A 23,561-nucleotide genomic window follows, 5' to 3' on the forward strand; every position below is an offset into this window, starting at 1 on the left:
AGCCGGGTTGTGCCTGAGTTTAAGCCCGCATAAGTGATTTTTGATAAAAATAACGAGAAAACTTTATGAAAAATAATGCTTAGGTTAAGATGAACCATCCTTTTATTTGAAGTCTTTTGAACAGCTATGCAACCATTTGTTCTCTATAACTCAGAGCAGCGCAAAAAAGTAGAATTCGTGCCACGCGTCGATGGACAGATCGACATGTATGTCTGCGGTATGACCGTGTATGACTACTGTCATATTGGTCACGCGCGTGTCATGGTTGCATTTGACTACATCATCCGTTTCTTGCGGAGTCAGGGCTGGAAAGTCAAATATGTACGCAATATCACCGATATTGACGACAAAATTATCAAACGTGCCAATGAAAATGGCGAGAGTATTACCGCTTTAACCGACCGCTTTATTCAGGCCATGAATGAAGATGCAGAAAACCTCGGCTGTCTGGCTCCGGATGAAGCACCGCGTGCCACTGACTATATCGACCAGATGCAAAACATGATTGGCAATCTGGTTGACAAGGGCACCGCTTATCCGGCTTCAAATGGTGATGTTTATTTCCAGGTTGAAAAATTTGCAAAATATGGCCGTTTATCCGGTCGTAAACTGGAAGATATGCAGGCTGGTGCTTCAGAGCGTGTCGATGTCGAAGTAGAGAAAAAACATCCATTTGACTTTGTGCTCTGGAAACATGCCAAAGAAAATGAACCGGCTTGGCCATCACCGTGGGGCAAAGGTCGTCCGGGCTGGCATATTGAATGTTCGGCGATGTCGACCTGCTGCCTGGGCAATCATTTTGATATTCATGGTGGTGGTTCAGACCTGATGTTCCCGCATCATGAAAATGAAATTGCCCAGTCTGAAGCCTCTACCGGTGAGCAGTATGTTAATTACTGGATGCATGTGGGCTTTATTAATGTCGATGGCGAGAAAATGTCAAAATCGCTCGGTAACTTCTTTACCATTCGGGATGTGATGGAGAAATTCCATCCGGAAGTGATCCGTTATTTCATCGTGTCTTCACACTATCGTAGCCCGGTGAACTTCTCGGATGTGGCACTAAAAGAAGCCAAGACAGCGCTGTCCCGCTTCTATCATTCATTTAAAGCCTATCAGGCCGTGTATGGCGATAAACTGGTGGAAACGCTAGATGACACATTGGTCGAACGCTTTAATACCGCAATGCGGGATGATTTCAATACCGCGGAAGCGATTGCGGTGCTGTTTGAAGTCAACAAGGAACTGAACCGCGCGGTGAAAGAAGAAAATGCCGAACAGGCAGCAATCTTCTATGCTACCTTGCGTCATCTGACCAATATTCTTGGTTTGGTACAGCACAATGTCGATGAATTCCTGAAGTCAGACATTGGCCAGGATGCACTTGGTTTATCTGAAGAACAGATTGAAGATCTGATTCAACAGCGTAAAGATGCCAAAAAAGACAAAAACTTTGCCCGTGCCGATGAAATCCGTCAGTCTTTGCTCGATCAGGGCGTAGTGCTGGAAGATACCCGTCAAGGTACCGTTTGGCGTCGTGCTGATTAAATCGCCACTTGGAAGCATAAAGAGTTGACAGTTGTATGAAACTCTCTATAATGCACTTCCATATTGCGGGAATAGCTCAGTTGGTAGAGCACAACCTTGCCAAGGTTGGGGTCGCGAGTTCGAGTCTCGTTTCCCGCTCCAAAATTCAAAAAGCCTGAATCATCTGATTCAGGCTTTTTTTATGCGTTTTTATCTAGATATGAAACATTATCCATTATCTACACTCAAACTTAGCTTAACTGCCTGAGCTAAAAAATGAGACTCATGTTCACCATCTTCCTGTGCTGTGGTTTATCAACAACAGGCGGAATCATGAAGAAATCGTGTGAAATCTTATACATTTAAAAACGTGACATTTGCATAGATATGCTAAAATTGCGAAAATTAATTTCTGCTTGAATGAAGACCGTTCAGCCCTGAACGAAGGTTAAAAATTTGAATTCTGAAAACATGTCAAACCCGATTGATTTTCAAGGTGTGGCGCTCAGTACCTTGCGTATAGAAGAACAAGCTCTGCAAACACTGGCCACACAAATTGACGAGCGCTTTAGCCGCGCCTGCGAAATTATTTTGCAATGTAAAGGCCGTGTGGTGATCACCGGTATGGGGAAATCCGGGCATATTGGCCGTAAAATGGCGGCGACTTTTGCCTCGACCGGTACACCTTCATTCTTTATGCATCCGGGCGAAGCAGGACATGGCGATTTAGGCATGCTGGTACGGGGTGATGTGCTGATTGCCATCTCCAATTCTGGCAAAAGTGATGAAATCATGATGCTGATGCCGCTCATCAAACATTTGCAAGTGCCGTTAATTACCATCAGCGGAGATGACAGCGGCCCAATGCCACAAAATGCCGATGTGGCTTTAACGTTAGGGAACATTCAGGAAGCCTGTCCGCTGGGTCTGGCACCGACCTCGAGCACCACTGCAACATTGGCCTTAGGGGATGCACTGGCTGTGGCCTTACTTGATGCGCGTGGTTTTACCGCAGATGATTTCGCCCGTTCCCATCCAGCAGGTGCGTTGGGTAAACGTTTGCTGTTGCATGTCAAACACTTAATGCATACCGGCGCCGAGCTGCCAAAAGTCGCGCCAGAAACCCCAATGAACAAAGTGCTGTATGAAATTTCCGACAAGCGTTTAGGCCTGACCACGGTGGTGGATGAACAGGACATCTTATTGGGAATTTTCACTGATGGTGATTTGCGCCGTTTAATCGACAAACAGCAGGGCTTTGATATTCATCTGCCGGTGGCTGAAGTCATGATCAAGCAGCCTGCGACCATTTCTCAGGAAGCCCGTGCGGTTGAAGCACTGGCACAGTTACGCGATAAAAAAATTAATCAATTTGTAGTGGTCAATGATGCACATCAGGTGATTGGTGTGATCAGTATGCATGACCTGATTCAGGCCGGGGTAAATTAAAAAATGGCATCGTATATTTTATTGGAACAGGCACGTCACGTTGAGGCTTTGGTTTTAGATGTCGATGGTATTTTAAGTGATGGCTTTGTTACCTTAACCAATAGCGGTGATGAAATTAAAAACTTTGATATTCGTGATGGTCTGGGCATGAAACTGGTGCAGCAGGCCGGGGTGAAAGTCATCATCATTACCGGGCGTACCAGCCATATTGTTGAAAAACGTATGAATGCCTTGGGTGTGGACCTGATTTATCAGGGCCGTGAAGATAAAGGCGTAGCTTTACGTGAAGCCTGTGCCCAGCTGAATCTGGCACCAGAAGACTGTCTGTATATGGGCGATGACTGGCCAGATTTATCTGCCTTTGCCATTGCCGGGATGAAAGTCACGGTGCCGAATGGTCATGTTGAAGTGCGTCGTCGTGCTGATCTGGTGACTCAGGCGCAGGGTGGCCGCGGTGCGGTACGTGAAATCTGCGATATGATCCTAATGTCAAAAGGCGTATACGAACAGTTACTTGAAAAGTATACCGCGATCCCTCATTAATAAGATATTCCTCTGATTGAGTTGAGTTAAAACCCCACTTATGGATACCCGAGTTTTATATATTACTGCGATTGCAATTGCAGCTGTAAGTGGTGGTTATTACTATTACAGCGGTAAAGGCAATAAACTGGATACCGAGGGTTCCAGAAGTATGACCTATACGGCGGAGCAGATTAACCTGACTCAAACCGATGAACAGGGGAATTTATATGTTCGCGCTCAGGTTGACCGTTTAGAGCAGGATATGCAAAAGCAGACCTCTCAATTACAGAACCTGAATGCGTCGATGTATAAAGAAGGGAAAGTTGATGCCACTTTTTATGCCAAGCAGGCGCATGGCTATAATGACAATGAAAAAGTGGTGTTATCTGACCAGGTGCGTGCCACCAAAATCTTAGCGCAAGGTCAATTAGAACTGCAGACGACAGAATTGACGGGCTATCCGGACAGTCGGGAAATTGAAACCGATAAACAGGTGATGGTGCAGTCTCCACAAGCTGAATTTGTAAGCCAAGGACTGAAAGCCAATTTGAATGATGGTCAATACGAATTTTTTAATATTCGAGGAACATATGAACGTTAATCCGAAGCTTGCAACACCTCGTACTTTCCTGCAGAAAGCCGCGCTTGTAGGTTTGGCAGTATTGTCCTCAGCTACAGCTTGGGCCTTGCCTTCAGACCGGAACCAGCCAATTACCCTGGTGGCTGACCGTGCGACATTTAATGAGCGTACCGGTATTACCACCTATACCGGTAATGTGATTATCGAGCAGGGCACAATGCGCTTGCAGGCCAATTCAATTGTGGCCAATCTGAACAGTAAAAAAGAAATCAGCACCATTACCGCCAATGGTAGTCCGGCACAGTTCCAGCAAAAGACTGACCCGAATAAAGGTCTGGCCAAAGGTCAGGCGCAGAAAATTGTCTACAATGCGGAAACCGGTATTATTACTTTGTCGGGCGGGGCATTTTTACAGCAGGATGGGGCCAGTATTCGCGGCAATACCTTGCGTTATAGTATGAACAAAGGCGATATTGAAGCCATTGGTACGCCAAACAACACCGGATCATCTTCAGGTCGCGTACAGATTGTGATTCCACCATCCAGTTCAAAATCATTCCCGGGAGCACGCGATTAATGGATCAGGTCGTACAGCCACAAACTCTGACAATCAAACACCTGGCCAAAAACTACAGTAAGCGCTGGGTGGTGAAAGATGTTTCTTTCTGTATGCAAAGTGGCCAGATTGTTGGACTGCTTGGCCCAAATGGTGCTGGTAAAACCACCAGCTTCTATATGGTGGTTGGCTTGGTACGTATGGACAAGGGGGAAATTCATCTGGATGAACTGGATTTATCTGACCTGGCCATGCATGAACGTGCGCGCAAAGGCATTGGTTACCTGCCACAAGAGGCGTCAATTTTCAGAAAACTGACCATTGCTGAAAATATCATGTCGATTCTGGAAACCCGTAAAGACTTAAACAAGCAGCAGCGTCAGCAGCGTTTAACCGAACTGCTGGCCGACTTTAAAATTACCCATATTAAAGATTCACTGGGCATGAGTGTATCGGGTGGTGAGCGACGTCGTGCAGAAATCGCCCGTGCTTTGGCTGCCGATCCGAAATTCATGTTGCTGGATGAACCTTTTGCCGGGGTAGACCCGATTTCTGTCGGGGATATTAAAGATATTATTAGTACCCTTAAAGATCGCGGAATTGGTGTATTAATTACCGACCATAACGTGCGTGAAACATTGGCAATTTGTGAACGTGCCTATATTGTCAGTGAAGGTGCAGTGATTGCCGAAGGAACTCCACAGGAAATTCTGGAAAATGAAACTGTGAAACAGGTCTACCTAGGTGAAGATTTTAAGGTGTAGTTATTAAAATATACACATCATGGTTCGCTGTGATGTGTGTTTTATCTGTTAAATGTCATAAAGTTGAAAAAATATAAAAAATTAAATTAAAAAAGCATTAAACTTTCACAAAATATTTCATCGTATTCGTTTAATTATAATGATGAGTAATACAAGAGCCGTAATAGGCCAAAAAAATAAAGTTAAGTATATGCTATTTGGGGGAATCTTATTGTTCAGTGGTCTGACGGAACCGTCGATGGCCGAACAAAGTTCCACGCATGAAGATCCACCTTTAAAACAGCATTTTGCCTCTATTTTTAGCCCCCAATCTGACCAGAATTTTAATCGGGTTCGTATTAGTGAGCTGAGCCAGTTTCAGCTCGATACACAAAATATTCAGGAAATGCCCCGGGTAGTGCCAGCATCATCTGTTTCAGAAACTGCGGCATCAGCCCGATCCTCTGTGCAACAGCCTTTGAGTTTTAATGACACCATTCGGACCGCTGTTCAGCGTCATCCTGAAATTTCCCAGGCCATTTCCACTCTGGCAGCCCAGAATGCCAGTATTGATGTGGCGAAGTCCGGTTATTATCCACAATTATCTGGTGGTATTTCCACAGCGGACCTGACCAAAGGCGAGCGCGGCCGTCAGCTGCTGAGCCTGAATGCCACGCAAATGCTCTATGATTTTGGCAAGGTCAAAAGCAGTGTCAATCTGGAACAGGCCCGTTTAGCCGCAGAGCAGGCCAATGTGCTGGTCAGTATTGATGATATTGCTTACCAGACTGCCAATGCCATGATTAATATCAAACGCTATCAGGAAATTACCCGTATTGCCGAAGAGCAGATTCAGGGGATTGCCCGCATTGCGGAAATCACCAATAGCGTAACTGGCAGATTCCAGAGCGGCTGGTGAAAGAAGCGCAATTATATTCAGAGCCGGTTTTTCAGCAGATTCCCGGACTAATGGCTGCTCAGGCTGAAGTTAAAGTGGCCAAATTACGCAAGCAGCAATCACGTTTAAGTTCTTATCCCACTTTAAATGTGAAAGGTTCTATAAGTCAGGCCATCAATGGTCGTAATCCGAATAACAATGAAGATGATGGCCTCTATAATTCGATCATGCTGGAAGCCAATAGCAACTTTTATCAGGGCGGCGCAATTGCGTCACAAACCCGGGCGGCCAGTTATGCAGAAGAAGCGGCCAAGGCACGGGTCAATAGTGTGTATCTAGAGGTGCTGGATGAAACCCGCATGCTGCGTGAAGAAATCCAGAACAAGCAGCGCCAGATGAATATTCTGGTCAAGCGTCAGGCCACCACCATCCAGACCAAAGAGCTGTATCAGGAACAATATAAATTAGGCACGCGCTCAGCTGTCGATTTACTGAATGCCGAACAGGCAATTCATAGTGCTGCCCAGGAAATTGAAAATACGCGTTTTGATATTTATGCCGCCATTGCGCGCTATATCTCCATTACCGGACGGACACGCGATATTTATGATTTAAACCATATATCCATTCAGGGGTTTGAAGTTCAGCCATGAGTACTAAAATAAATTATCAACCGTGGCTTCAAGCAGTGCTGAGCATTGCCAAGCATTACCGGATTGAACCATCCGCAGAACGTATCCGCTTGCAGCTGGACTGGAATCCGAACCAGAACATTGATGATATTTTAAATCTGATCGCCCGTCAGGTGGGCCTAAGTCTGCGCAAAACCGACTTTAGCGCCGAGGTGATCAATCCCTGGCGTTTGCCGGTACTGGTTGAATTCCAGGATGGTCAGGTGGGCGTAATTGACAAGGTCGATGCCGAAGGCAACCTGAGCATTCAGTTCAGTGGCGATCAGGGTTTATCACAAACGCTGGCCAGCGATACTTTGGCGGAGCATGTGTGGCATGTCTATATCCTGCGCCCGGAAAAATCGGTTCCCGATGCGCGGGTAGATGAATATGTCAAACCCTATGAAGATAACTGGTTCTGGTCAATTGTGCTACGGGACTGGAAACGTTATATCGATGTAATGTTTGCCTCCCTGATGGCCAATATTCTGGCACTGGCCACCATCCTGTTTTCGATGAATGTCTATGACCGGGTAATTCCGGCGCAATCGGTTCCAACCTTGTGGGTATTGGCAGGCGGGGTGCTGATTGCGGCCATTTTCGAGTTTAGTTTAAGGGTCGCACGGATTTATCTCTCCGATATTGTCGGCAAGCGCGCTGATCTGCGTATTTCAGACCGGGTCTATGGGCATGCGCTACGGATTAAAAACAGTGAACGCTCCAAATCGACCGGGACCTTTATTTCACAAATCCGTGAACTAGAAGGGGTGCGTGAACTGGTGACGTCGACCACCATTTCTGCAATCGCTGATTTGCCTTTCTTCCTGCTGTTCCTTGGCGTGTTCTGGGTGATTGGTGGGAACCTGTTCTGGGTGATGCTGATTGTGGTGCCGCTCATGATTATTCCGGGCATTCTGGCGCAAAAGCCTCTGGCTAAACTGGCCAACGAGGGGATGCGTGAAGGCGCAATCCGCAATGCCATGCTGGTGGAATCGGTACAGGGCATTGAAGACATCAAGTTATTACGCGCCGAAGCCCGCTTCCAGAATCAGTGGAATCATATGAATGAAGTTTCCGCCGATATTGCCATGCGTCAGCGTAAAATTGTCGGTGTCATGACCGCCTGGACCCAGAAAATTCAGGGGCTGACCTTTGCGATTGTGATGCTGGTGGGATGTTTTGCGGTGATGGATGGGGAAATGACCACGGGTGCTCTGGTGGCCTGTTCAATTTTATCTTCACGGATGTTGGCGCCAATTTCACAGATTGCCGGCGTACTGGGCCGTTTGCAACAGGCCAAAGTGGCGAAACAGGGACTGGATGAATTAATGAAAAAACCGGTTGATCAGCCGGAACATAGCCACTTAATTCATCGTCCGGTGTTAAATGGTCATTATGAATTAAGCGGGGTCAGCTTTAAATATGGCGAAGATGATGCCAAACCGACCTTGATGGTGCCCAAGCTCGAAATTAAAGCTGGTGAAAAAATTGCCATTCTGGGTCGTAATGGTGCCGGGAAATCTACCTTGTTGCAGCTTTTTTCCGGCATGCAAACCCCGAATCAGGGCAAAATTAAACTCGATGGCGTAGAGTTGGGCCTGATTGATCCTGCTGATGTACGCCGTGATATGGGGCTATTGAATCAGAATGCACATCTGTTTTTTGGCACGGTACGGGAAAACCTGACTTTGGGTGCACCATTGGCCAATGATGACGATATTTTACAGGCACTTCGAATTACCGGCGCGTTGGCTTTTGTGCAGGAAAAGAAAGAAGGGCTGGACCATCTGATTCTGGAAGGTGGTGTGGGGTTCTCTGGCGGCCAGAAACAGGCCTTGCTGCTGGCACGTTTGCTGCTGCGTCAGCCGAATATTTTATTGCTGGATGAACCGACGGCTGCAATTGATGATGTCTCCGAGAAACAGCTGATTGATCATTTGAAAATGTGGCTTGGGCACCGGACTTTGGTGGTGGCCACCCATCGCCGTGCAGTCTTAGAGCTGGTGGACCGGATTATTGTGGTCAATGATGGAAAAATTGTGATGGACGGGCCACGAGATCAGATTCTTAATCAGTCTGCATCTCAACCACGTCAGATGGCAGGAGCGAAGTCATGAGTGAACAATTAAGCAAACGTTCAATGCAGGTGACCGAGCTAGAGCCACCTTTACCTAAAGCCAGTCTGTTTATCTGGATTATCTGTATTGGACTGGCAGTTTTGCTACTCTGGGCCTGGCTGTTCAAGCTGGAAGAAGTATCCACCGGCACTGGTAAAGTGGTGCCATCTTCGAAAGAGCAGGTGGTACAGTCTTTAGAAGGCGGGATTCTCACCACCTTGAATGTCCGTGAAGGGGAAATTGTCAATCGGGGTCAGGTGCTGGCCCAGCTGGACCCGACCCGGTTTGCTTCTAATGTGGGTGAATCGGAATCTTTACTGGTATCTTCCTTGGCCACTTCGGCCCGGTTACGCGCTGAAGTAAATGGCACGCCTCTGGTTTTTCCTGAAGAAGTGCTGAAAGAGCCAAAACTGGTACAGCAGGAAACTGCTTTATACAATTCGCGCCGGGCCAACTTAGAAGAATCGCTGGCCGGTTTACGGCAGGCTCTGGTGCTGGTCGAGCAGGAATTGCGTATGACTGAACCCTTGGTGGCCAAAGGTGCGGCCAGTGAGGTGGAAGTGCTGCGTCTGAAACGCGAGGCCAATGACCTGCGTAACCAGATGAATGATATTCGTAACCAGTATTATGTCAAAGCGCGTGAAGAGCTGTCCAAGTCCAGTACCGATGTACAGACCCAGCAACAGGTGGTACGTGGCAAGTCCGACACCTTGAACCGCACAGTCTTCAAGTCGCCGGTACGGGGTGTGGTCAAGGAAATTGATGTGATGACCATTGGCGGGGTCGTACCGCAAAATGGCAAGTTAATGACCATTGTGCCTTTAGATGAACAGCTGTTAATTGAAGCGCGGATCTCGCCGCGAGATATTGCATTTATTCGCCCAGACCAGGAAGCACTGGTCAAAATTACCGCCTATGATTATTCGATTTATGGCGGTTTAAAGGGTAAGGTCACGGTGATTTCACCGGATACCATCCGTGATGAAGTCAAGCAGGACCAGTTTTATTATCGGGTCTATATCCGGACTGATACCGATAAACTGACCAATAAATCTGGCCAGCAGTTCAGTATTACCCCCGGAATGGTGGCCACGGTTGATATTAAAACTGGTTCTAAAACCGTACTGGATTATCTGATTAAACCGTTTAACAAGGCCCAGGAAGCATTACGCGAGCGTTAATCGTCAACTCAACATAACCTCCCAGTTTGGGAGGTTTTTTATTGCCAAAATTTGCCTGAAAACACGTTATAATTTCAGAGATTATTGCATTTTAGCTGTGTTATGCCATTTACCATTGCCTCCCTTGTTCGCTTTGAAGAAGATATTAAAAAGAGCCGTTTTGAGGCCATTGCCGTACCGGTAGAAAACGAACAGGCGGTTAAAGATTTTCTGGAAGCCAACAAAGACCTGACCACTACCCATCAATGCTGGGCATGGAAAATTGGCCATCAGGTGCGTTTTAATGATGATGGTGAACCTTCTGGCACTGCCGGCCGACCTATTCTGGCTACCATTGAGGGCAATGAGCTGACCAATGTGCTGGTGCTGGTCAATCGCTGGTATGGCGGGATTAAACTTGGCACCGGTGGCCTAGTGCGTGCCTATGGCGGTTGTGCCGGGCAATGCCTGCTGCTGGCAGAAAAAATTGAACTGATTGAAAAGAAAAAAGTCGAGTTTCAGTGCCAGTTTAATGAATGGGCCATTTTTCAATATGAACTGAATAGCCAGAATATCGAGTTTCAGGAACAGTACGGGGCAGATGGCGTGCAGGTCAATGCCTTATTACAGGTGCATCAGATTGAGCCTTTGGCCTTAAAAATTCAGGACGTTACCCGCGGCCGGGAACAGCTCAAAGTCATGGAGGAGCCAGCAGATGACTGAACATGATCCTTTGCTGAAATATCGGGAACAGCATAAACATCGGCTGAATTATATGCCATGGCTGTACTGGTCGCTGAAACCGAAAAACCGGGTTTGGGCCGAAGCCTGGCAAAAAGACTATCAGGCCTATTTGATGGAGATGGAAACGGTAGAAATTGGCGAGAACTGCTTTATTTCACCGCTGGCGCATATTTTTGCTGAACCGGGACGTAAAATTAGCATCGGGGATAATACTTTTATTGCTGCAGATTGTACCTTGCATGGTCCGCTGCATATTGGCAGTGAAGTGGCGATTAATCATCATAGTATTCTAGATGGTGGTCGGGTCGGCATTAAGATTCACGATCAGGTGCGTATTGCCGCCTATTGCCATTTATATGCCTTTGATCATGGTATGGATTTGGCTCAGCCAATTTACCAGCAGCCAGTGCGTTCGCAGGGCATCGAAATTGAACGCGATGTCTGGCTGGGTGCTCATGTCGGCGTTAAGGATGGTATTAAAATTGGTGCCCATGCGGTTGTCGGCATGCACAGCATGGTCACCAAAGATATTGAAAGCCGGGCCATTGTCGCGGGGAATCCGGCACGTTTGATTCGTTATCGTGATTAATTTCAGACATAGTTCTCTATCTGCAAATGTCTGTGTTTTATTTACATTTTGTCATGTCATCCGCTGAGGACTTATGCTAAGTTTTAGATAACAATTAAAACGAAAGCCTGGCAGACAGGCAACAAGAGAGGCGACAATGAAACGAGTAATTGCCTGTATTGATTCTTCACCCTGTATCAATGCACTCGCGGAAGCCGCAGCGTGGATAGCCAAGCAGACCCAGCGGGAACTGGTGCTGTTACAGGTGCTGGACTATTATCCGGCCAGTTATCACTTAGGTGAAATTAGCGGGGTCATTGGTTTTGAAAGCAATGCCATGTTATTGAAGGAACTGGCCGAGCTGGAACAGAAACAGAGCGACATTGCGCTGGAATATAGCAATAATCTGCTGCGTCATATTTCCGAGATGGTGCAGCAAAAATATAATATTGTGCCGACCCAGATTCAGGAAAAAGGCGATTTTCTTGAACAAAGTTTTAATGTCTTACAAGAAGATGATATTGCGGTTATTGGCCGGGTTGGGGAGCGTTCCGCCGAACGCAATAAAGCCCTGGGCAGTAACGTCGAAAACTTTATCCGCGGGGCCAATTGTGCCGTTATGACCGTGGGCGAGCAGTTTAAGCCGCCAACCCGTTTTATTTTCGCTTATGAATATTCACCAACCTGCTTAAAAATCATGAAGCGCATCACCCAAAGTGATTTGCTGCGTCTGCTGCAATGTCATTTGCTGTATGTGGGTGATCATCCGGAAATATTAAATGAACCGACCCAGTATTTAAAAGCCGCTGGTTTAGATGTGGTGGTGGAATATCGTTATGGAGATGTGGCGGAGAATATTCTGGATTATCAGCGTGAACATGGTATTCAGCTAATTTTGCTTGGGGCCTTTAGCCACAGCAAAATCCATCAGTTTTTCTTAGGCAGTATTACCACCACCATTTTCCGGAATTCCAATGTGCCGTTACTGGTGGTGAAATAAAGCCCAAATATCTTACACGCATCTGATGAATTACTGTCCAAGGTTATCCGCATTTATTGTGGATAACTATATGGACAGTATATGTAAGTTTATAAAAAATAAAATAAATATTATTTTGTGTGTTTTTTGTTCTGTTTGGGCCTTATTTAACGATGGCCAAGGCAAAGCCATCATGCCCTTTGCTGCCTACCGTTTGTAAGGCAGTTGAAGACAATAAACGTGGATGCTCCTGCATTAGCTTAAACATCTCGCGAATGCCTTCAATGCTGGGCTTGTGATTGTCCGGATTGATGATGTCACCGGCGCGAATTACATTGTCCAGAAAAATTAAGGTGCCGGAGCGTGACAGATTCAGGCTCAGTTCCAGATATTCCGGATAGCTCTGTTTATCCGCATCAATAAAAATAAAGTCAAACGGGGCAGTATCAGCTGGCAGGCTTTTTAAAATATCGGCGGCGCGGCCCACACGCAAATCAATAGTCTGTTTCAGCTTGGCCTGATCAATATTTTCCTGTGCCACGGCGGCGTGTGCATCACGACCTTCAATAGTCAGAATATAGCCATCTTCCGGCAAGGCACGCGCCAGCCACATGGTGCTATAGGCAGCAAAGGTACCAAGTTCCAGAATACGTTTACAGCCGTTCATCTGAATTAACATCTGTAACAACATGCCCTGGTTGGGCGCAACAGCAAGGTGATCCGGATAACCCCGATCATCGGTATGTTTTAAGGTTTGGGTCAGAATCGGATCTTCAGGAATTAAATGTGTTTCGATGTAGTGGTCGAGGTCGGTCCACATTTGTTTCATAGTCGGGGGCACCTTTGTTGCAATGCATGCATTTTAAACTTTTCCCCCTAGAGTGCAATTTTTATCGGGAGAGTTGCAGAATTAATAGACATAAAAAGAGGTGCCGCAGCACCTCCGTATTCAGATCCGGATTTATTCGTAATAGCACATTGACGAATAGCGGCTTAAACCCGGTCCCCAGGTACGATAGCCCTGCGTATCAATATGGATTTGCCCTGAAGCATACAGTCCCAAGCCCATATTCAGGCTTTGACCATACTGGGTCCAGAACTGGCACAGTCTGAACTTGGTATTTTCAATAAAGGCATAATCTTGCGGCTGTGGAAATTCCGGCCCAATCCGGAAATCAATAGCGGAATTATATAAATGCCGTGAGGAACTGGCACCACCGGCGCACTGGTTCAGCGGTAAATCGCGATAGACTGAAGTGACTTCAAAATCGGTCAGGACTTTGGAGGCAACCAGATATTTAAAGACTTTTAAGGTTGGAATCTGATTGCGCCATAATTCGCGGTTGGGCACCATGTATTGCGAGCGGCCACATTTTTGCCAGTCACGTGCGGTGCGCAGTAATTCAAAACTTGGAATAATATTGCCGACGCCTTCAGCATTCAGGAATTTTTCATATTCGCGGACCTGGCGCAGGTTATCGGTCACGGCAATCCAGCTGTTATAGGCATAGGGCACCACTTTTGGTGCGACCTTGCGTTCATAGCTGATTTTTTCTTGTGGGATATAAATCCGTTTTCCATCAGGCGAATGAATCGTTTTCCCTTTCTGCGGTGTGGTTGTACATCCGAGCATGATCAGGGGCACGATGCTGAGCGAGAGCATCGCCTTGAGAAATTGCGTCATTATGCAAATCAAACGTTTACTAAAATCCTAAGCATTCTAATCTAAAAGCTTCGGTAAAAATTGAAAATATTGCAATCAAATGTGTGTTTTAGGTATAAAAAAAGATCAGCTTTTGCTGATCTTTTTAAAATTACTTTTCTAAGTATTGTAATTTGTCCGGCTTGCCATTCCATTCTTCACGGTCAGCAGGTTGTTCACCAATTTGCGTGATATTTGGCCATTTTTCTGCCAGTTCAGCATTCAGCTCGATAAATACTTCCTGACCTTCTGGTAGCTCATCTTCCGAGAAAATCGCATTGGCTGGACACTCAGGTTCACACAGTGCGCAGTCGATACATTCATCCGGGTTAATCACCAGGAAGTTTGGACCTTCATAGAAACAATCTACAGGGCATACTTCTACACAGTCTTGATATTTACATTTAATACAGTTTTCAGTGACAACAAATGTCATGGCGACAGCTACCTAAAAATATGGTTCTAATAACTAAGCTGTATTTTAGGCAAAAATGATGTGAACTAACAATTGCTTTTACTGATATTTGATATAGACAGTGCTACTAAATTTGATAAAAGTGCTATAAAACCATCAAAAAAACTTATAAATGAAAAAGACTCTCAAATGAGAGCCTTTCCATATATGAAATTCAAGTCTTGAATCAGGCGTTTAGCTGCTCTTTCAGGGCATACAATTGCTCTAGAGCCTGACGTGGGGTGAGATTATCGACATCCAGTTGGCGTAAGGCTTCGAGGGCCGGTGATGGTTTTTCAACTTCGACAATCCGTTCAATCACTTCAGTTTCTACCACCGGTTCACTGAATAAATCATGCTGGACCGATTTTTGTACCGACTGATGTGACTGCTTTTCCAGAATCTTCAGGCGATTTTGTGCTTCTTTAATCACATTGGCAGGAATACCGGCCAGTTTGGCCACCTGCAAACCATGACTCTGGCTGGCCGGACCCTGCTGGACTTTATGCAGTAAAATCAGGTTGCCATTGAGTTCTTTGGCCGTAACATGATAATTATCAATACCTGATTCTTTGCCCAGCTCGGTCAGCTCGAAATAATGCGTAGCGAACAGGCATAAGCATTTGATCCGTTTGGTTAAATCCAGCACACAGGCCCAGGCCAGGGACAGGCCATCATAGGTACTGGTGCCACGGCCGACTTCATCCATCAGCACCAGTGACTGATTGGTGGCATGATGCAGAATTTGCGAGGTTTCGGTCATTTCCACCATAAAGGTTGATTTACCGGTAGACAGGTCATCGGCCGAACCAATCCGGGTGAAAATCCGGTCAATCGGACCTAGCACCGCAGCTTGAGCCGGCACATAACTGCCACAATAGCCAAGCAGGGCAATTAGTGCGGTCTGGCGCATAAAGGTCGATTTACCGCCCATATTCGGCCCGGTAATAATTGCCATACGATGGTTAAAATCCAGTGTGGTGTCATTTGGGGTAAATGCGGTTTTGCTCAAGGCTTCCACCACTGGATGACGGCCGGCGACAATCTTGACTCCAATTTCCGGTGAAAATTCCGGACGGGTCCAGTTTTTCAGGCGGGCCTGATGGGCAAAGTTGGCCAGCACATCAATCTGGGCAATGGCGCTGCTCATCATCTGCAAATTGCCAATGTCCTGACGCAGCTCATCCAGCAGCATTTCAAACAGCATTTTTTCCCGTGCCAGCGCGCGTGATTCACTCGATAATACTTTGTCTTCAAAACTTTTCAGTTCTGGGGTGATATAACGCTCGGCATTTTTTAAGGTCTGACGGCGAATATAATGCTCCGGTGCCTGTTCAGCCTGCGCACGGGACAGTTCAATATAGTAGCCACTAACGCGGTTATAGCCAATTTTAAGCGTGTTGATGCCAGTACGTTCACGCTCCTGAATTTCCAGATCAATCAGGAACTGGCCGGCATGATCACGGATTTGACGTAACTCATCCAGCTCGCTGTCAAAGCCTTCGGCAATGACATTACCATCACGCAGCAACACCGGTGGCTGTTCCACAATGGCCGCCATTAAACGCTGGTAAAGGCCCTGAAAATCGCCCAGTTCTTCATTCAGCTGTTGTAAATATTTGGATTGGCCGGCACTGACAATCGGCTGCACGGCATGACGTAAATACGGAATCTGGGCACAGGCCTGACGCAGCTGCACCAGATCACGTGGGCGCGCACTGCCTAAAGCGACCCGGCTCAGCACACGTTCAATATCACTAATTTCTTTCAGTACCAGACGAATTGGTGCATCGTGATAACCGGTTAAAATCGCTTCGGTCGCATCCAGCCTTGCATCCAGCAGTGCGGTATCACGTAGCGGTTGCATTAAGGTGCGGCTAAGTAGACGACCACCCATCGCGGTCTGGCAGTCATTAATCAGCTGAAACAGTGAGGTGCCGTGTTCAAATAAAGGTTCAATCAGTTCCAGATTACGCCGGGTCACCGGGTCTAGCGCAATAAAATCGCTACTTTGTTCCAGCTGAATCGAGCGGATATGCGGCAACGCCGTTCTTTGGGTTTCTTTGGCATAGTGAATCAAGGCGGCGGCGGCGGCTTTGGCCAAAGGCAAATGATCAATCCCAAAGCCAGATAGGGTAGCTACGCCTAGCTGGTCACACAGGGTTTTCTGGGCATTATTCAGGTTAAAATCGACATTTGGACGTTTGGTAACCGGGCAATCCAGCTGTTTTTTAACAGACTCGATGATATTCGGATCGACAATATCTTCATCGACCACAATTTCGCTTGGCATGAGACGCGACAGTTCAATCGCCAGCTGTTCCGGTTGATACTCCTGCTGCTGGACCTTGAAAATACCGGCACTTAAATCTAGCAGTGCAATCCCGATCTGGTTCTGCTGTAAACAGAGCGCGACCAGATTGGAAGATTGATAGCTGTTGAGCAGGGCATCGTCGGTGAGTGTGCCGGGGGTAATAATCCGTACTACGCCACGTTCCACCGGGCCTTTGCCAGTTACCTCGCCAATTTGCTCGCAGATCACCACGGTTTCGCCTTTTTTGACCAGCCGCGCCAGATAACCTTCGGCAGAATGATAGGGCACGCCGGCCATCGGAATTGGCTGGCCATTGGCCTTACCGCGATGGGTCAGGGTAATGCCTAACAGTTTGGCCGCCTTGTGCGCATCGTCAAAAAATAATTCGTAGAAATCACCCATTCGATAAAACATTAAAGAATGTGGATGTTGTATCTTCACTTTTAAATATTGTTGCATCATTGGTGTGTGTGAAGATAGGTCAATAGTTGTTTCTTTAGGGTTCATGAGGGGTAAAGCCTTTAATTTAAATAGGTTTATTTATAAATCTAAGCAAGAAACGTGTCCCACTTACTCCACACAATTCCTACGCCAACCTATACTTTCCGAAGATTTAGTGTAGGTTTTAGTGTAGGTTTTTTTGATGCCATATACATAGGTGTGTTAATGTATATCTGATTTTATAGTAACAAAATGGCTGTGTTGCCAGAAAGGGATAATTGATGACTCGCATTCATGAGGTTGAAAAAAAAGCATTATCTGCCAAAGCCATTGAAAAAATGCGATATGGAGATAAAGACAAGGCCGATATCTCTGAAAATGTTGGACTTCGAGTGAGTTGCGGAAAGACGGGTAAAAAAAGTTTTTTTTACCGTTATCGTAGCCCCGTTGATGACTCTATCAAACAGTACAAAATAGGTACTTACCCTGAGATGACCTTAGCTGAAGCACGTTTAGAGTTACATAGGTTAAAGGTAGAACGCAATTCTGGAGTTTGTCCCAAGACTCAAGAAGACCAAAGAAAAGTTGAAACCTTAAAAATAGAACAGCAACAGAAAACACTACAGCAACAAGAATCTTTCACCATTAAAAAAATAGTCGATTTGTATTTAGAGAACGTGATTGAAGATCGTTATGTAGAAGACAAGCGTACAGGGGCAAAAAAGAGAATTGCTGGAGCGAGAAAACCTAAGGGACAGGATGAAGCACGCCGGACACTATATGGAGATGCGGTTCGTCAATTAGGCGATCGAGTTGCCTTGGAGGTAACACGGCAAGATATAGTTGAGATGGTTAAAAATATTATTAACCGCGGAGCTCATGTACAAGCAGGGAGGGTGCTGTCTGAGTTGGCTTTAGCATATGAGTATGCAATCGGTTTAGAGGTGTTTCCCGATAATTTTGCGAATCCCGCTATGTTAGCAAAAGCGAGTTTAAAGCAAGCAAGATTAAAGCTGACCGCGAGTAAAGGAACTCGACATCTTGATGATGCAGAATTAAAAAAAGTTTTAGCGTGGTTACCGGTTTCAGGCTTTACTCAAAAACAGAAGTATATTTTGAGGATTGCGCTGTGGACTGGTTGTCGTACAGGTGAAATTTGCCAGGCAGCATGGAAAGATATTGATTTCCAGAAAAAGACTTGGTATATCCGTGAAACAAAAAATGAAGCTGCGAGATATGTACAGTTATCTCAGCAATGCATGGATTATATATCACAAATTTTAGAGTCTTATAAAAACGAACAAGAGGACTATGGTCAGACTCAGTATTTATTTCCTTCTGAACGTACGTATCAGCCCATAGCACAGAAATCATTGAGCGAAGCGAAATGGCGTTTAAAAAACCCTGATAAAGTAACAAATCAAAAATATACGCCTGAACAGATTTGGTTGAAAGATATAGAAGACTGGAGTCCTCATGATTTAAGACGTACAGTTCGAACAGGTTTATCAAGATTAGGCTGTCCGTCAGAAGTCGCTGAAGCAGTCTTGGGGCATTCTCGAAAAGGTATAGAAGGAACTTATGATCTACACAAATATGAAAATGAGTGTGCAGTGTGGTTGCAACGATGGGCTGATCATCTTGATGGGTTAATGTCAGGCTAAATAGATTCGACTTAATGCAGTATTGGTTTCAAAGCAATACTGCATAAAATGATTAAGAATTGAACTTAATCAATTTTAAAGATAATCAATAATTACCAGTATATTCTTTCCAATGATAAGTAATACCATTGCCCTTATAACGATAAAAACCAAGTGGCTCATGTACTCGTTCGATGAATTGTAACCATGCATTTTGAACCAGTCCTTGTCCATCGTAACAATGAAGGTGCTTTGGTTCTGGAAAAATACCTTGAAGCTGGTAATCTGAGCAGACAAATTCCCATTGTTCTTTGAGCAAAGGTAAATAATCATTTTCATCGCCAAGGATATAAATGAATGCTTGTGCTGTTAATTTATGATCCAGTCCTTTAACGATGCGCCAGTGAATATCAGAAAGAATACCACTGAGCTGTTTAGCCCCATGTAGCCACTGGAAGTATTTCTTCAATACTTTTACTGAATCTTTCTCGGCTTCCTCCTGGGTTTGGTAATGAGGAGGATCAATTTGAGAAATAAAAGGCAACTCTAAGAAAATACAATTGGCTTGCTTTTGTGTTTGCATAACACGTCTAAAGACAGCTTTTTGTTCATTGCGAAGTTTTTGTATTTCTGCTTCATATTTATTCGTCTGAAGTTTTGCCTTGGCTGTATATAATTCAGCACGTAAACGCTGGAATAAACTTTCCCAAATATGATTAGGGACTTGATGTACTGATCTCATCAGCTGTGAGTTTTCAACAGCAAATTTATGGAAAACCCTTAAATAAGGATTTGTTTCAAAGCCATCAAAAAGATCTATAAAATAGGAAAACGGTGATATCTGCTGGAGAGCAAAATAGCACAAAGAGTTCATAAAAGGATTTGGATAAGCTGCGGTTGGTTTAGGAAAAACTTTGATTGTGTCTCGCTCTAATTTTTTTTGGAAATCAATTAATCCAAAAGCCGTTCGCCCAAAACCTTCATCAGCATATGTTGGACGCATTAATACGATCTTAGATGACAAATCTCTATGGTTGTTTGGATAAATATTTGACACAGCATGAGTTGACTGCAAGCATTGAGGTTGAGGACGGTGTAAGGGTAATTGCTTCATAGTAAGAATCTCAGTAATAAGGTTAAATAGATTTGTAGTATTGAGTTAGATTAGGACGACCCATACCTTTCTTAATATGGGGTAATAAGCCTGTATTGAGCGTTTTAACGCGCGCTAAGCTGCTATGTAAGACATATTGTTCGAACTTGGCAAAGTAGCGAATCACCTTTGCAATATTGTCGTATTTGGTCTGATCATCACGGTCAATGATGCCTATAGCATCGTATTTGTACTTCTTACGATTCTTACTGGTATTACAATTAAAATAGCTGTGTTTACCGCCAATTTGACTGTCCCACAACTCACCAATCATTCGACCTAAACTAATGTCTTCTCGATGTTTACGACCACAGAAAAAGAAAAAACAATGAATATGTAAAGCCTGATCTACGCCATATTCCATTTTTGAAACATAGCCTTTTAAATGCAGGGATTTACTGCGACGCAGTTTCTGTAAAATCGTATGGAAATGCTTTACGATTTGTTGAGGCGTAAAATGTTTTTTATCTGCAGGTAGATAGAGATCAACCCGAACACCCAATAAACGTGAATAAAGACCACGTAACTTATCAATGTATTTCTGAACCTTTTTTTCACCCCTTTTCGCTACTTTGCGACGGTCATTCACACGCTGTACATATTCAGGCGAATGTAACTGTTCAAAAAGCACTTTAATAAAGCGATTTAAGATTACTGCTAAAGAAACCTTATGTCCTGTCAGTCTACCATTTGCATCTACCTCATTAAGTTCCTCATATGGATGCTCAATTAAGTCATAAATAAAGTCTAGATATGGTTTTAAGGCCTTATCTAACGCAGCCATAACAGCCTCAAGCTGTTCACACTTTATATTCACCCATACAGCTGTTCGCTTGGAATTAAGTAAGAATGAACGAAGCAATTGCTTTATTCTGGGGTGAGTCAATTCCCAATGTTTTCGATTGAAAAGGGAAATATCCTCTTTATTTTTTGGCTGATACAGACTGTATAGGGAGGTAGCCTTTTGCTTAATTATTTCATTACATAAACTAATAGCGATGGTGCATGCAGCTACATTAGGGTCTATTAGGTGGTTAAGGAATTGATTGAGAGTCTGAGAACTAGGTAACTCATAGTGTTTGCTACCACTTTCTGAGTTTAAGACATCTTCTAGTTCAAATTGCTCATTTATTTCATCGTCATATTCAGATAGGACTTCTTCAGACTCATCTAATAGGTCTGTTTCAATTTCAATTGATAAATTTGGTATTGGGTCAAAAGAATCCTTAACCTCAGTTTCTTTGATCTTTGGATGATGAATGTTATTATCGTTCATAGATATAACTCCAATCGGTAATAAAATACTGATTGTTGCCATCTAACCTATAGTATGAGCAAAGACTAAGTAAGAAAAATAATCTGTATTTATAAAATATATAAATATTAATAAGATACAAATATATTGATCTAATTATAATCTTATAAAAGCCACCCATTAGAATTAGAGACAACAACTGTCTACAAGGGGACTTGGAATCCAGCCCCTTTCGGTAAAGTCGATAGATTTGTTGTTTAACTGACTGAAAAGATAAGCACTTAGAGCCTATGCTTTCTTGGAGAGCAGCCAGAGGTTAATTTCATGTTGAAGCCAGCCTACTGCGGCTGTTCCAAGACGCACGGGTCTGGGGAAGGTAGGATCATGCCTTGGGGATCGTTGGTTAAGCTTTTCATATATCGTGCTGCGAGATAATCCGCATGTTTCAATGACTTTTGGTAAACGAATGATTTGTATCGTTTGATTCTTCATATTATCCATGATCGAACTCCATAGGATGAGTTGGTTTTGGTTCGATTAAATTGTGATTCATGGTGAATATATTTTTTAGTGAAAAAATAATATATTATAATCTGTTGAAAAATATATGAAAAAATGGTGGAAAGTGGATAGGGAATATTGTTCGGTACGTTTTATGCGGATGCTGAAAACGATAAATATTATTCATGAAATTCGAAAGTCTGATGAATTTAGAGATTTTTATGATTGGTTGCGTGATTTCTACCAAGTTGAAATTAGTGAATTTATAGGTGATGTCTGTGGTGAATTCGAGCTGAAAGAAGGAAACTCTTTAAATACTTTAGATTTTAAAAAAACAGTACAAGGGTATGTTTTTGATTGCCTTCAATATGGGCGAAATAAAATCAATCAGGGTGCCGAAGCTTTTTTAATCAATCATCTAGGTAATGATTTATTTGTAAAGGAAATGGATGAGCTTCGATTAAAGTTTAAGAAAAAGTTAAGTGAAGATGAGCAGCTAAAAGAAGCTTATATCAAACTGACTGAACATATTGATATACGTTACTTAGTGCTCTACCGTTTTAATCCGGAACGTCTATTCTTAACCTGGATTAGTATTGAAAATTATTTTTCCAGTCTAAACCAGCGCACAACGCGATTAAATCATGATGAGTATTTAAAAGGACAAGAATTTGAAAAGAAAATTTATGAGTACTTACATGATTTTGAAATTTTAGCTAAAAATAAAGGATATGAAATAGGACATGTATCAATTGCAGATTTAGCTCTGTTTACAGGGGAAGCAGATAAGAAGGATTACTTAACGTTTCGCTTAGCTGAAGACTTTAAGGTTCCAGTGGTTGACGCTTTGTTAGATTATTTAGAGTTTGCAAAATTTAAACTGCATGATACAGCTGCATCCATAAATGCTCCTAATTCGAATAATCCACGTTTAGAGCAATTACATCGAATTATCCAAATACTGAATGCAGAAAAATCTAAAAAAGCATCCCAAAAAGGAGCGGGAGTTTTTACTTTGCTCTGTTATACAGTCTATAAATTAAGGGGCTATGATGTTGCGGCACAATCTTTTGAAAATGAAAGTGAATTAAAAAAGGGGTTTTTAGATTACTTGGCTAATTTACTTCAGTTGGTAGGTGTTCACTATTCTTATAACGCTACTGTAAAAGCAAAATCTAACCTAAAGTTGACTATATATTTTACAGCTTCGGCGATTCAAGAGGATCTTTTTGCTCTGTATTTTGAATTTTATTCTAAAATTAGCACATCACCTAAATTGTCTGATGACAAGATCAATGTTGAAACAGGTCTCCTTGAGCCTAGTTTTTTGGATTTAGTTACTAATTTTGATCTTAACAAGGAAGTCAATCAGAACGTATCATTTAACCGCGGAATAAAGCTATGTTCTATCAATGTAAATCAACTTAATACCAAGATAAGTGATGAAAAAGGGAAAGCTTTTAGTTTTGCAAGTTTGTATATGGTTAAGTAAGAAAAATCTTTATTTTTCTAAGATCAAGACTCATCTTTACACCGACCTAAGCTGACTATATGGTGGCTTTTAGTACTCTACTAGCTACA

General features: G+C 43.9%; 20 protein-coding genes, 1 tRNA gene and 1 pseudogene. 15 read left to right on the forward strand and 7 right to left on the reverse strand.

Annotated features, from left to right (window positions below):
- Positions 1 to 126 precede the first annotated feature (126 nt).
- From cysS to FTU86_RS08145, 13 genes and pseudogenes are all read left to right on the forward strand, one after another.
- Positions 127 to 1,548: a cysteine--tRNA ligase gene (gene cysS, locus FTU86_RS08085; RefSeq protein WP_075166903.1), complete on the forward strand. Its 1,422-nt coding sequence runs from the start codon at positions 127 to 129 to the stop codon at positions 1,546 to 1,548.
- 65 nt (positions 1,549 to 1,613) lie between these two features.
- A tRNA-Gly gene (locus FTU86_RS08090) sits at positions 1,614 to 1,689 on the forward strand.
- Positions 1,690 to 1,998: 309 nt separating this feature from the next.
- Positions 1,999 to 2,976 (forward strand): SIS domain-containing protein, encoded by a 978-nt coding sequence (locus tag FTU86_RS08095; RefSeq protein WP_171293369.1) that lies wholly within the window; start codon positions 1,999 to 2,001, stop codon positions 2,974 to 2,976.
- A gap of 3 nt (positions 2,977 to 2,979) precedes the next feature.
- Positions 2,980 to 3,519 carry an HAD family hydrolase gene (locus FTU86_RS08100; RefSeq protein WP_005178818.1) on the forward strand — a complete coding sequence of 180 codons (540 nt, stop codon included), beginning with the start codon at positions 2,980 to 2,982 and terminating at the stop codon, positions 3,517 to 3,519.
- Positions 3,520 to 3,559: 40 nt separating this feature from the next.
- Positions 3,560 to 4,102, forward strand: a complete 543-nt coding sequence (gene lptC, locus FTU86_RS08105) for an LPS export ABC transporter periplasmic protein LptC (RefSeq protein WP_005178816.1) — start codon at positions 3,560 to 3,562, stop codon at positions 4,100 to 4,102.
- On the forward strand, positions 4,092 to 4,658 hold the full coding sequence (gene lptA / locus FTU86_RS08110) for a lipopolysaccharide transport periplasmic protein LptA (RefSeq protein ID WP_045794900.1): 567 nt from the start codon (positions 4,092 to 4,094) through the stop codon (positions 4,656 to 4,658). Before lptC ends, lptA begins: the two co-directional genes overlap by 11 nt.
- Positions 4,658 to 5,401 (forward strand): LPS export ABC transporter ATP-binding protein, encoded by a 744-nt coding sequence (lptB, locus tag FTU86_RS08115; RefSeq protein ID WP_005178814.1) that lies wholly within the window; start codon positions 4,658 to 4,660, stop codon positions 5,399 to 5,401. The genes lptA and lptB overlap by 1 nt, the downstream gene beginning before the upstream one ends.
- Positions 5,402 to 5,543: 142 nt before the next feature.
- Positions 5,544 to 6,931, forward strand: a pseudogene (locus tag FTU86_RS08120) (TolC family protein).
- A complete protein-coding gene (locus FTU86_RS08125) occupies positions 6,928 to 9,066 on the forward strand; it encodes a type I secretion system permease/ATPase (protein WP_180036810.1) in 2,139 nt (712 codons plus the stop codon). The pseudogene FTU86_RS08120 and the gene FTU86_RS08125 overlap by 4 nt, the downstream one beginning before the upstream one ends.
- Positions 9,063 to 10,247, forward strand: coding sequence for an HlyD family efflux transporter periplasmic adaptor subunit (locus tag FTU86_RS08130; RefSeq protein WP_005178811.1), 1,185 nt, complete (start codon positions 9,063 to 9,065; stop codon positions 10,245 to 10,247). Before FTU86_RS08125 ends, FTU86_RS08130 begins: the two co-directional genes overlap by 4 nt.
- Before the next feature lie 102 nt (positions 10,248 to 10,349).
- Positions 10,350 to 10,949: a YigZ family protein gene (locus FTU86_RS08135; RefSeq protein WP_005178810.1), complete on the forward strand. Its 600-nt coding sequence runs from the start codon at positions 10,350 to 10,352 to the stop codon at positions 10,947 to 10,949.
- Positions 10,942 to 11,559: a DapH/DapD/GlmU-related protein gene (locus FTU86_RS08140; RefSeq protein WP_104473705.1), complete on the forward strand. Its 618-nt coding sequence runs from the start codon at positions 10,942 to 10,944 to the stop codon at positions 11,557 to 11,559. Before FTU86_RS08135 ends, FTU86_RS08140 begins: the two co-directional genes overlap by 8 nt.
- A gap of 136 nt (positions 11,560 to 11,695) precedes the next feature.
- Entirely contained in the window at positions 11,696 to 12,538 is an 843-nt protein-coding gene (locus tag FTU86_RS08145; RefSeq protein ID WP_005178808.1) for a universal stress protein, read from the forward strand.
- A 142-nt stretch (positions 12,539 to 12,680) separates the two neighbouring features.
- Here the strand turns inward: FTU86_RS08145 and FTU86_RS08150 are convergent, their stop codons facing one another.
- The 4 genes from FTU86_RS08150 to mutS form a co-directional block, all read right to left on the reverse strand.
- Positions 12,681 to 13,346, reverse strand: coding sequence for an O-methyltransferase (locus FTU86_RS08150; RefSeq protein WP_005178807.1), 666 nt, complete (start codon positions 13,344 to 13,346; stop codon positions 12,681 to 12,683).
- Between the two features lie 132 nt (positions 13,347 to 13,478).
- The gene (locus FTU86_RS08155; RefSeq protein WP_180036812.1) at positions 13,479 to 14,201 is read right to left on the reverse strand and encodes a D-Ala-D-Ala carboxypeptidase family metallohydrolase; all 723 of its coding nucleotides are present in this window, start codon (positions 14,199 to 14,201) and stop codon (positions 13,479 to 13,481) included.
- 130 nt (positions 14,202 to 14,331) lie between these two features.
- Positions 14,332 to 14,655: a ferredoxin FdxA gene (gene fdxA, locus FTU86_RS08160; RefSeq protein ID WP_005178805.1), complete on the reverse strand. Its 324-nt coding sequence runs from the start codon at positions 14,653 to 14,655 to the stop codon at positions 14,332 to 14,334.
- A gap of 205 nt (positions 14,656 to 14,860) precedes the next feature.
- Positions 14,861 to 17,494, reverse strand: a complete 2,634-nt coding sequence (gene mutS, locus FTU86_RS08165) for a DNA mismatch repair protein MutS (RefSeq protein ID WP_180048439.1) — start codon at positions 17,492 to 17,494, stop codon at positions 14,861 to 14,863.
- Between the two features lie 215 nt (positions 17,495 to 17,709).
- Between mutS and FTU86_RS08170 the strand changes: the two genes are divergently transcribed.
- The gene (locus tag FTU86_RS08170) at positions 17,710 to 19,092 is read left to right on the forward strand and encodes a site-specific integrase (RefSeq protein WP_180048440.1); all 1,383 of its coding nucleotides are present in this window, start codon (positions 17,710 to 17,712) and stop codon (positions 19,090 to 19,092) included.
- 85 nt (positions 19,093 to 19,177) lie between these two features.
- Here FTU86_RS08170 and FTU86_RS08175 read toward each other — a convergent pair whose 3' ends face one another.
- The 3 genes from FTU86_RS08175 to FTU86_RS08185 form a co-directional block, all read right to left on the reverse strand.
- A complete protein-coding gene (locus FTU86_RS08175; RefSeq protein ID WP_180048441.1) occupies positions 19,178 to 20,185 on the reverse strand; it encodes a hypothetical protein in 1,008 nt (335 codons plus the stop codon).
- A gap of 22 nt (positions 20,186 to 20,207) precedes the next feature.
- Complete coding sequence (locus tag FTU86_RS08180; protein WP_180048442.1) at positions 20,208 to 21,500, reverse strand: inovirus-type Gp2 protein; 1,293 nt, start codon at positions 21,498 to 21,500, stop codon at positions 20,208 to 20,210.
- A gap of 267 nt (positions 21,501 to 21,767) precedes the next feature.
- A complete protein-coding gene (locus FTU86_RS08185) occupies positions 21,768 to 21,980 on the reverse strand; it encodes an AlpA family transcriptional regulator (RefSeq protein WP_228280973.1) in 213 nt (70 codons plus the stop codon).
- 106 nt (positions 21,981 to 22,086) lie between these two features.
- Here FTU86_RS08185 and FTU86_RS08190 point away from each other — a divergent pair, with 106 nt between their 5' ends.
- On the forward strand, positions 22,087 to 23,472 hold the full coding sequence (locus FTU86_RS08190) for a hypothetical protein (protein WP_180048443.1): 1,386 nt from the start codon (positions 22,087 to 22,089) through the stop codon (positions 23,470 to 23,472).
- Positions 23,473 to 23,561 lie beyond the last annotated feature (89 nt).

Source organism: Acinetobacter sp. YH12155, assembly GCF_013418255.1.
Taxonomy (GTDB): domain Bacteria; phylum Pseudomonadota; class Gammaproteobacteria; order Pseudomonadales; family Moraxellaceae; genus Acinetobacter; species Acinetobacter indicus.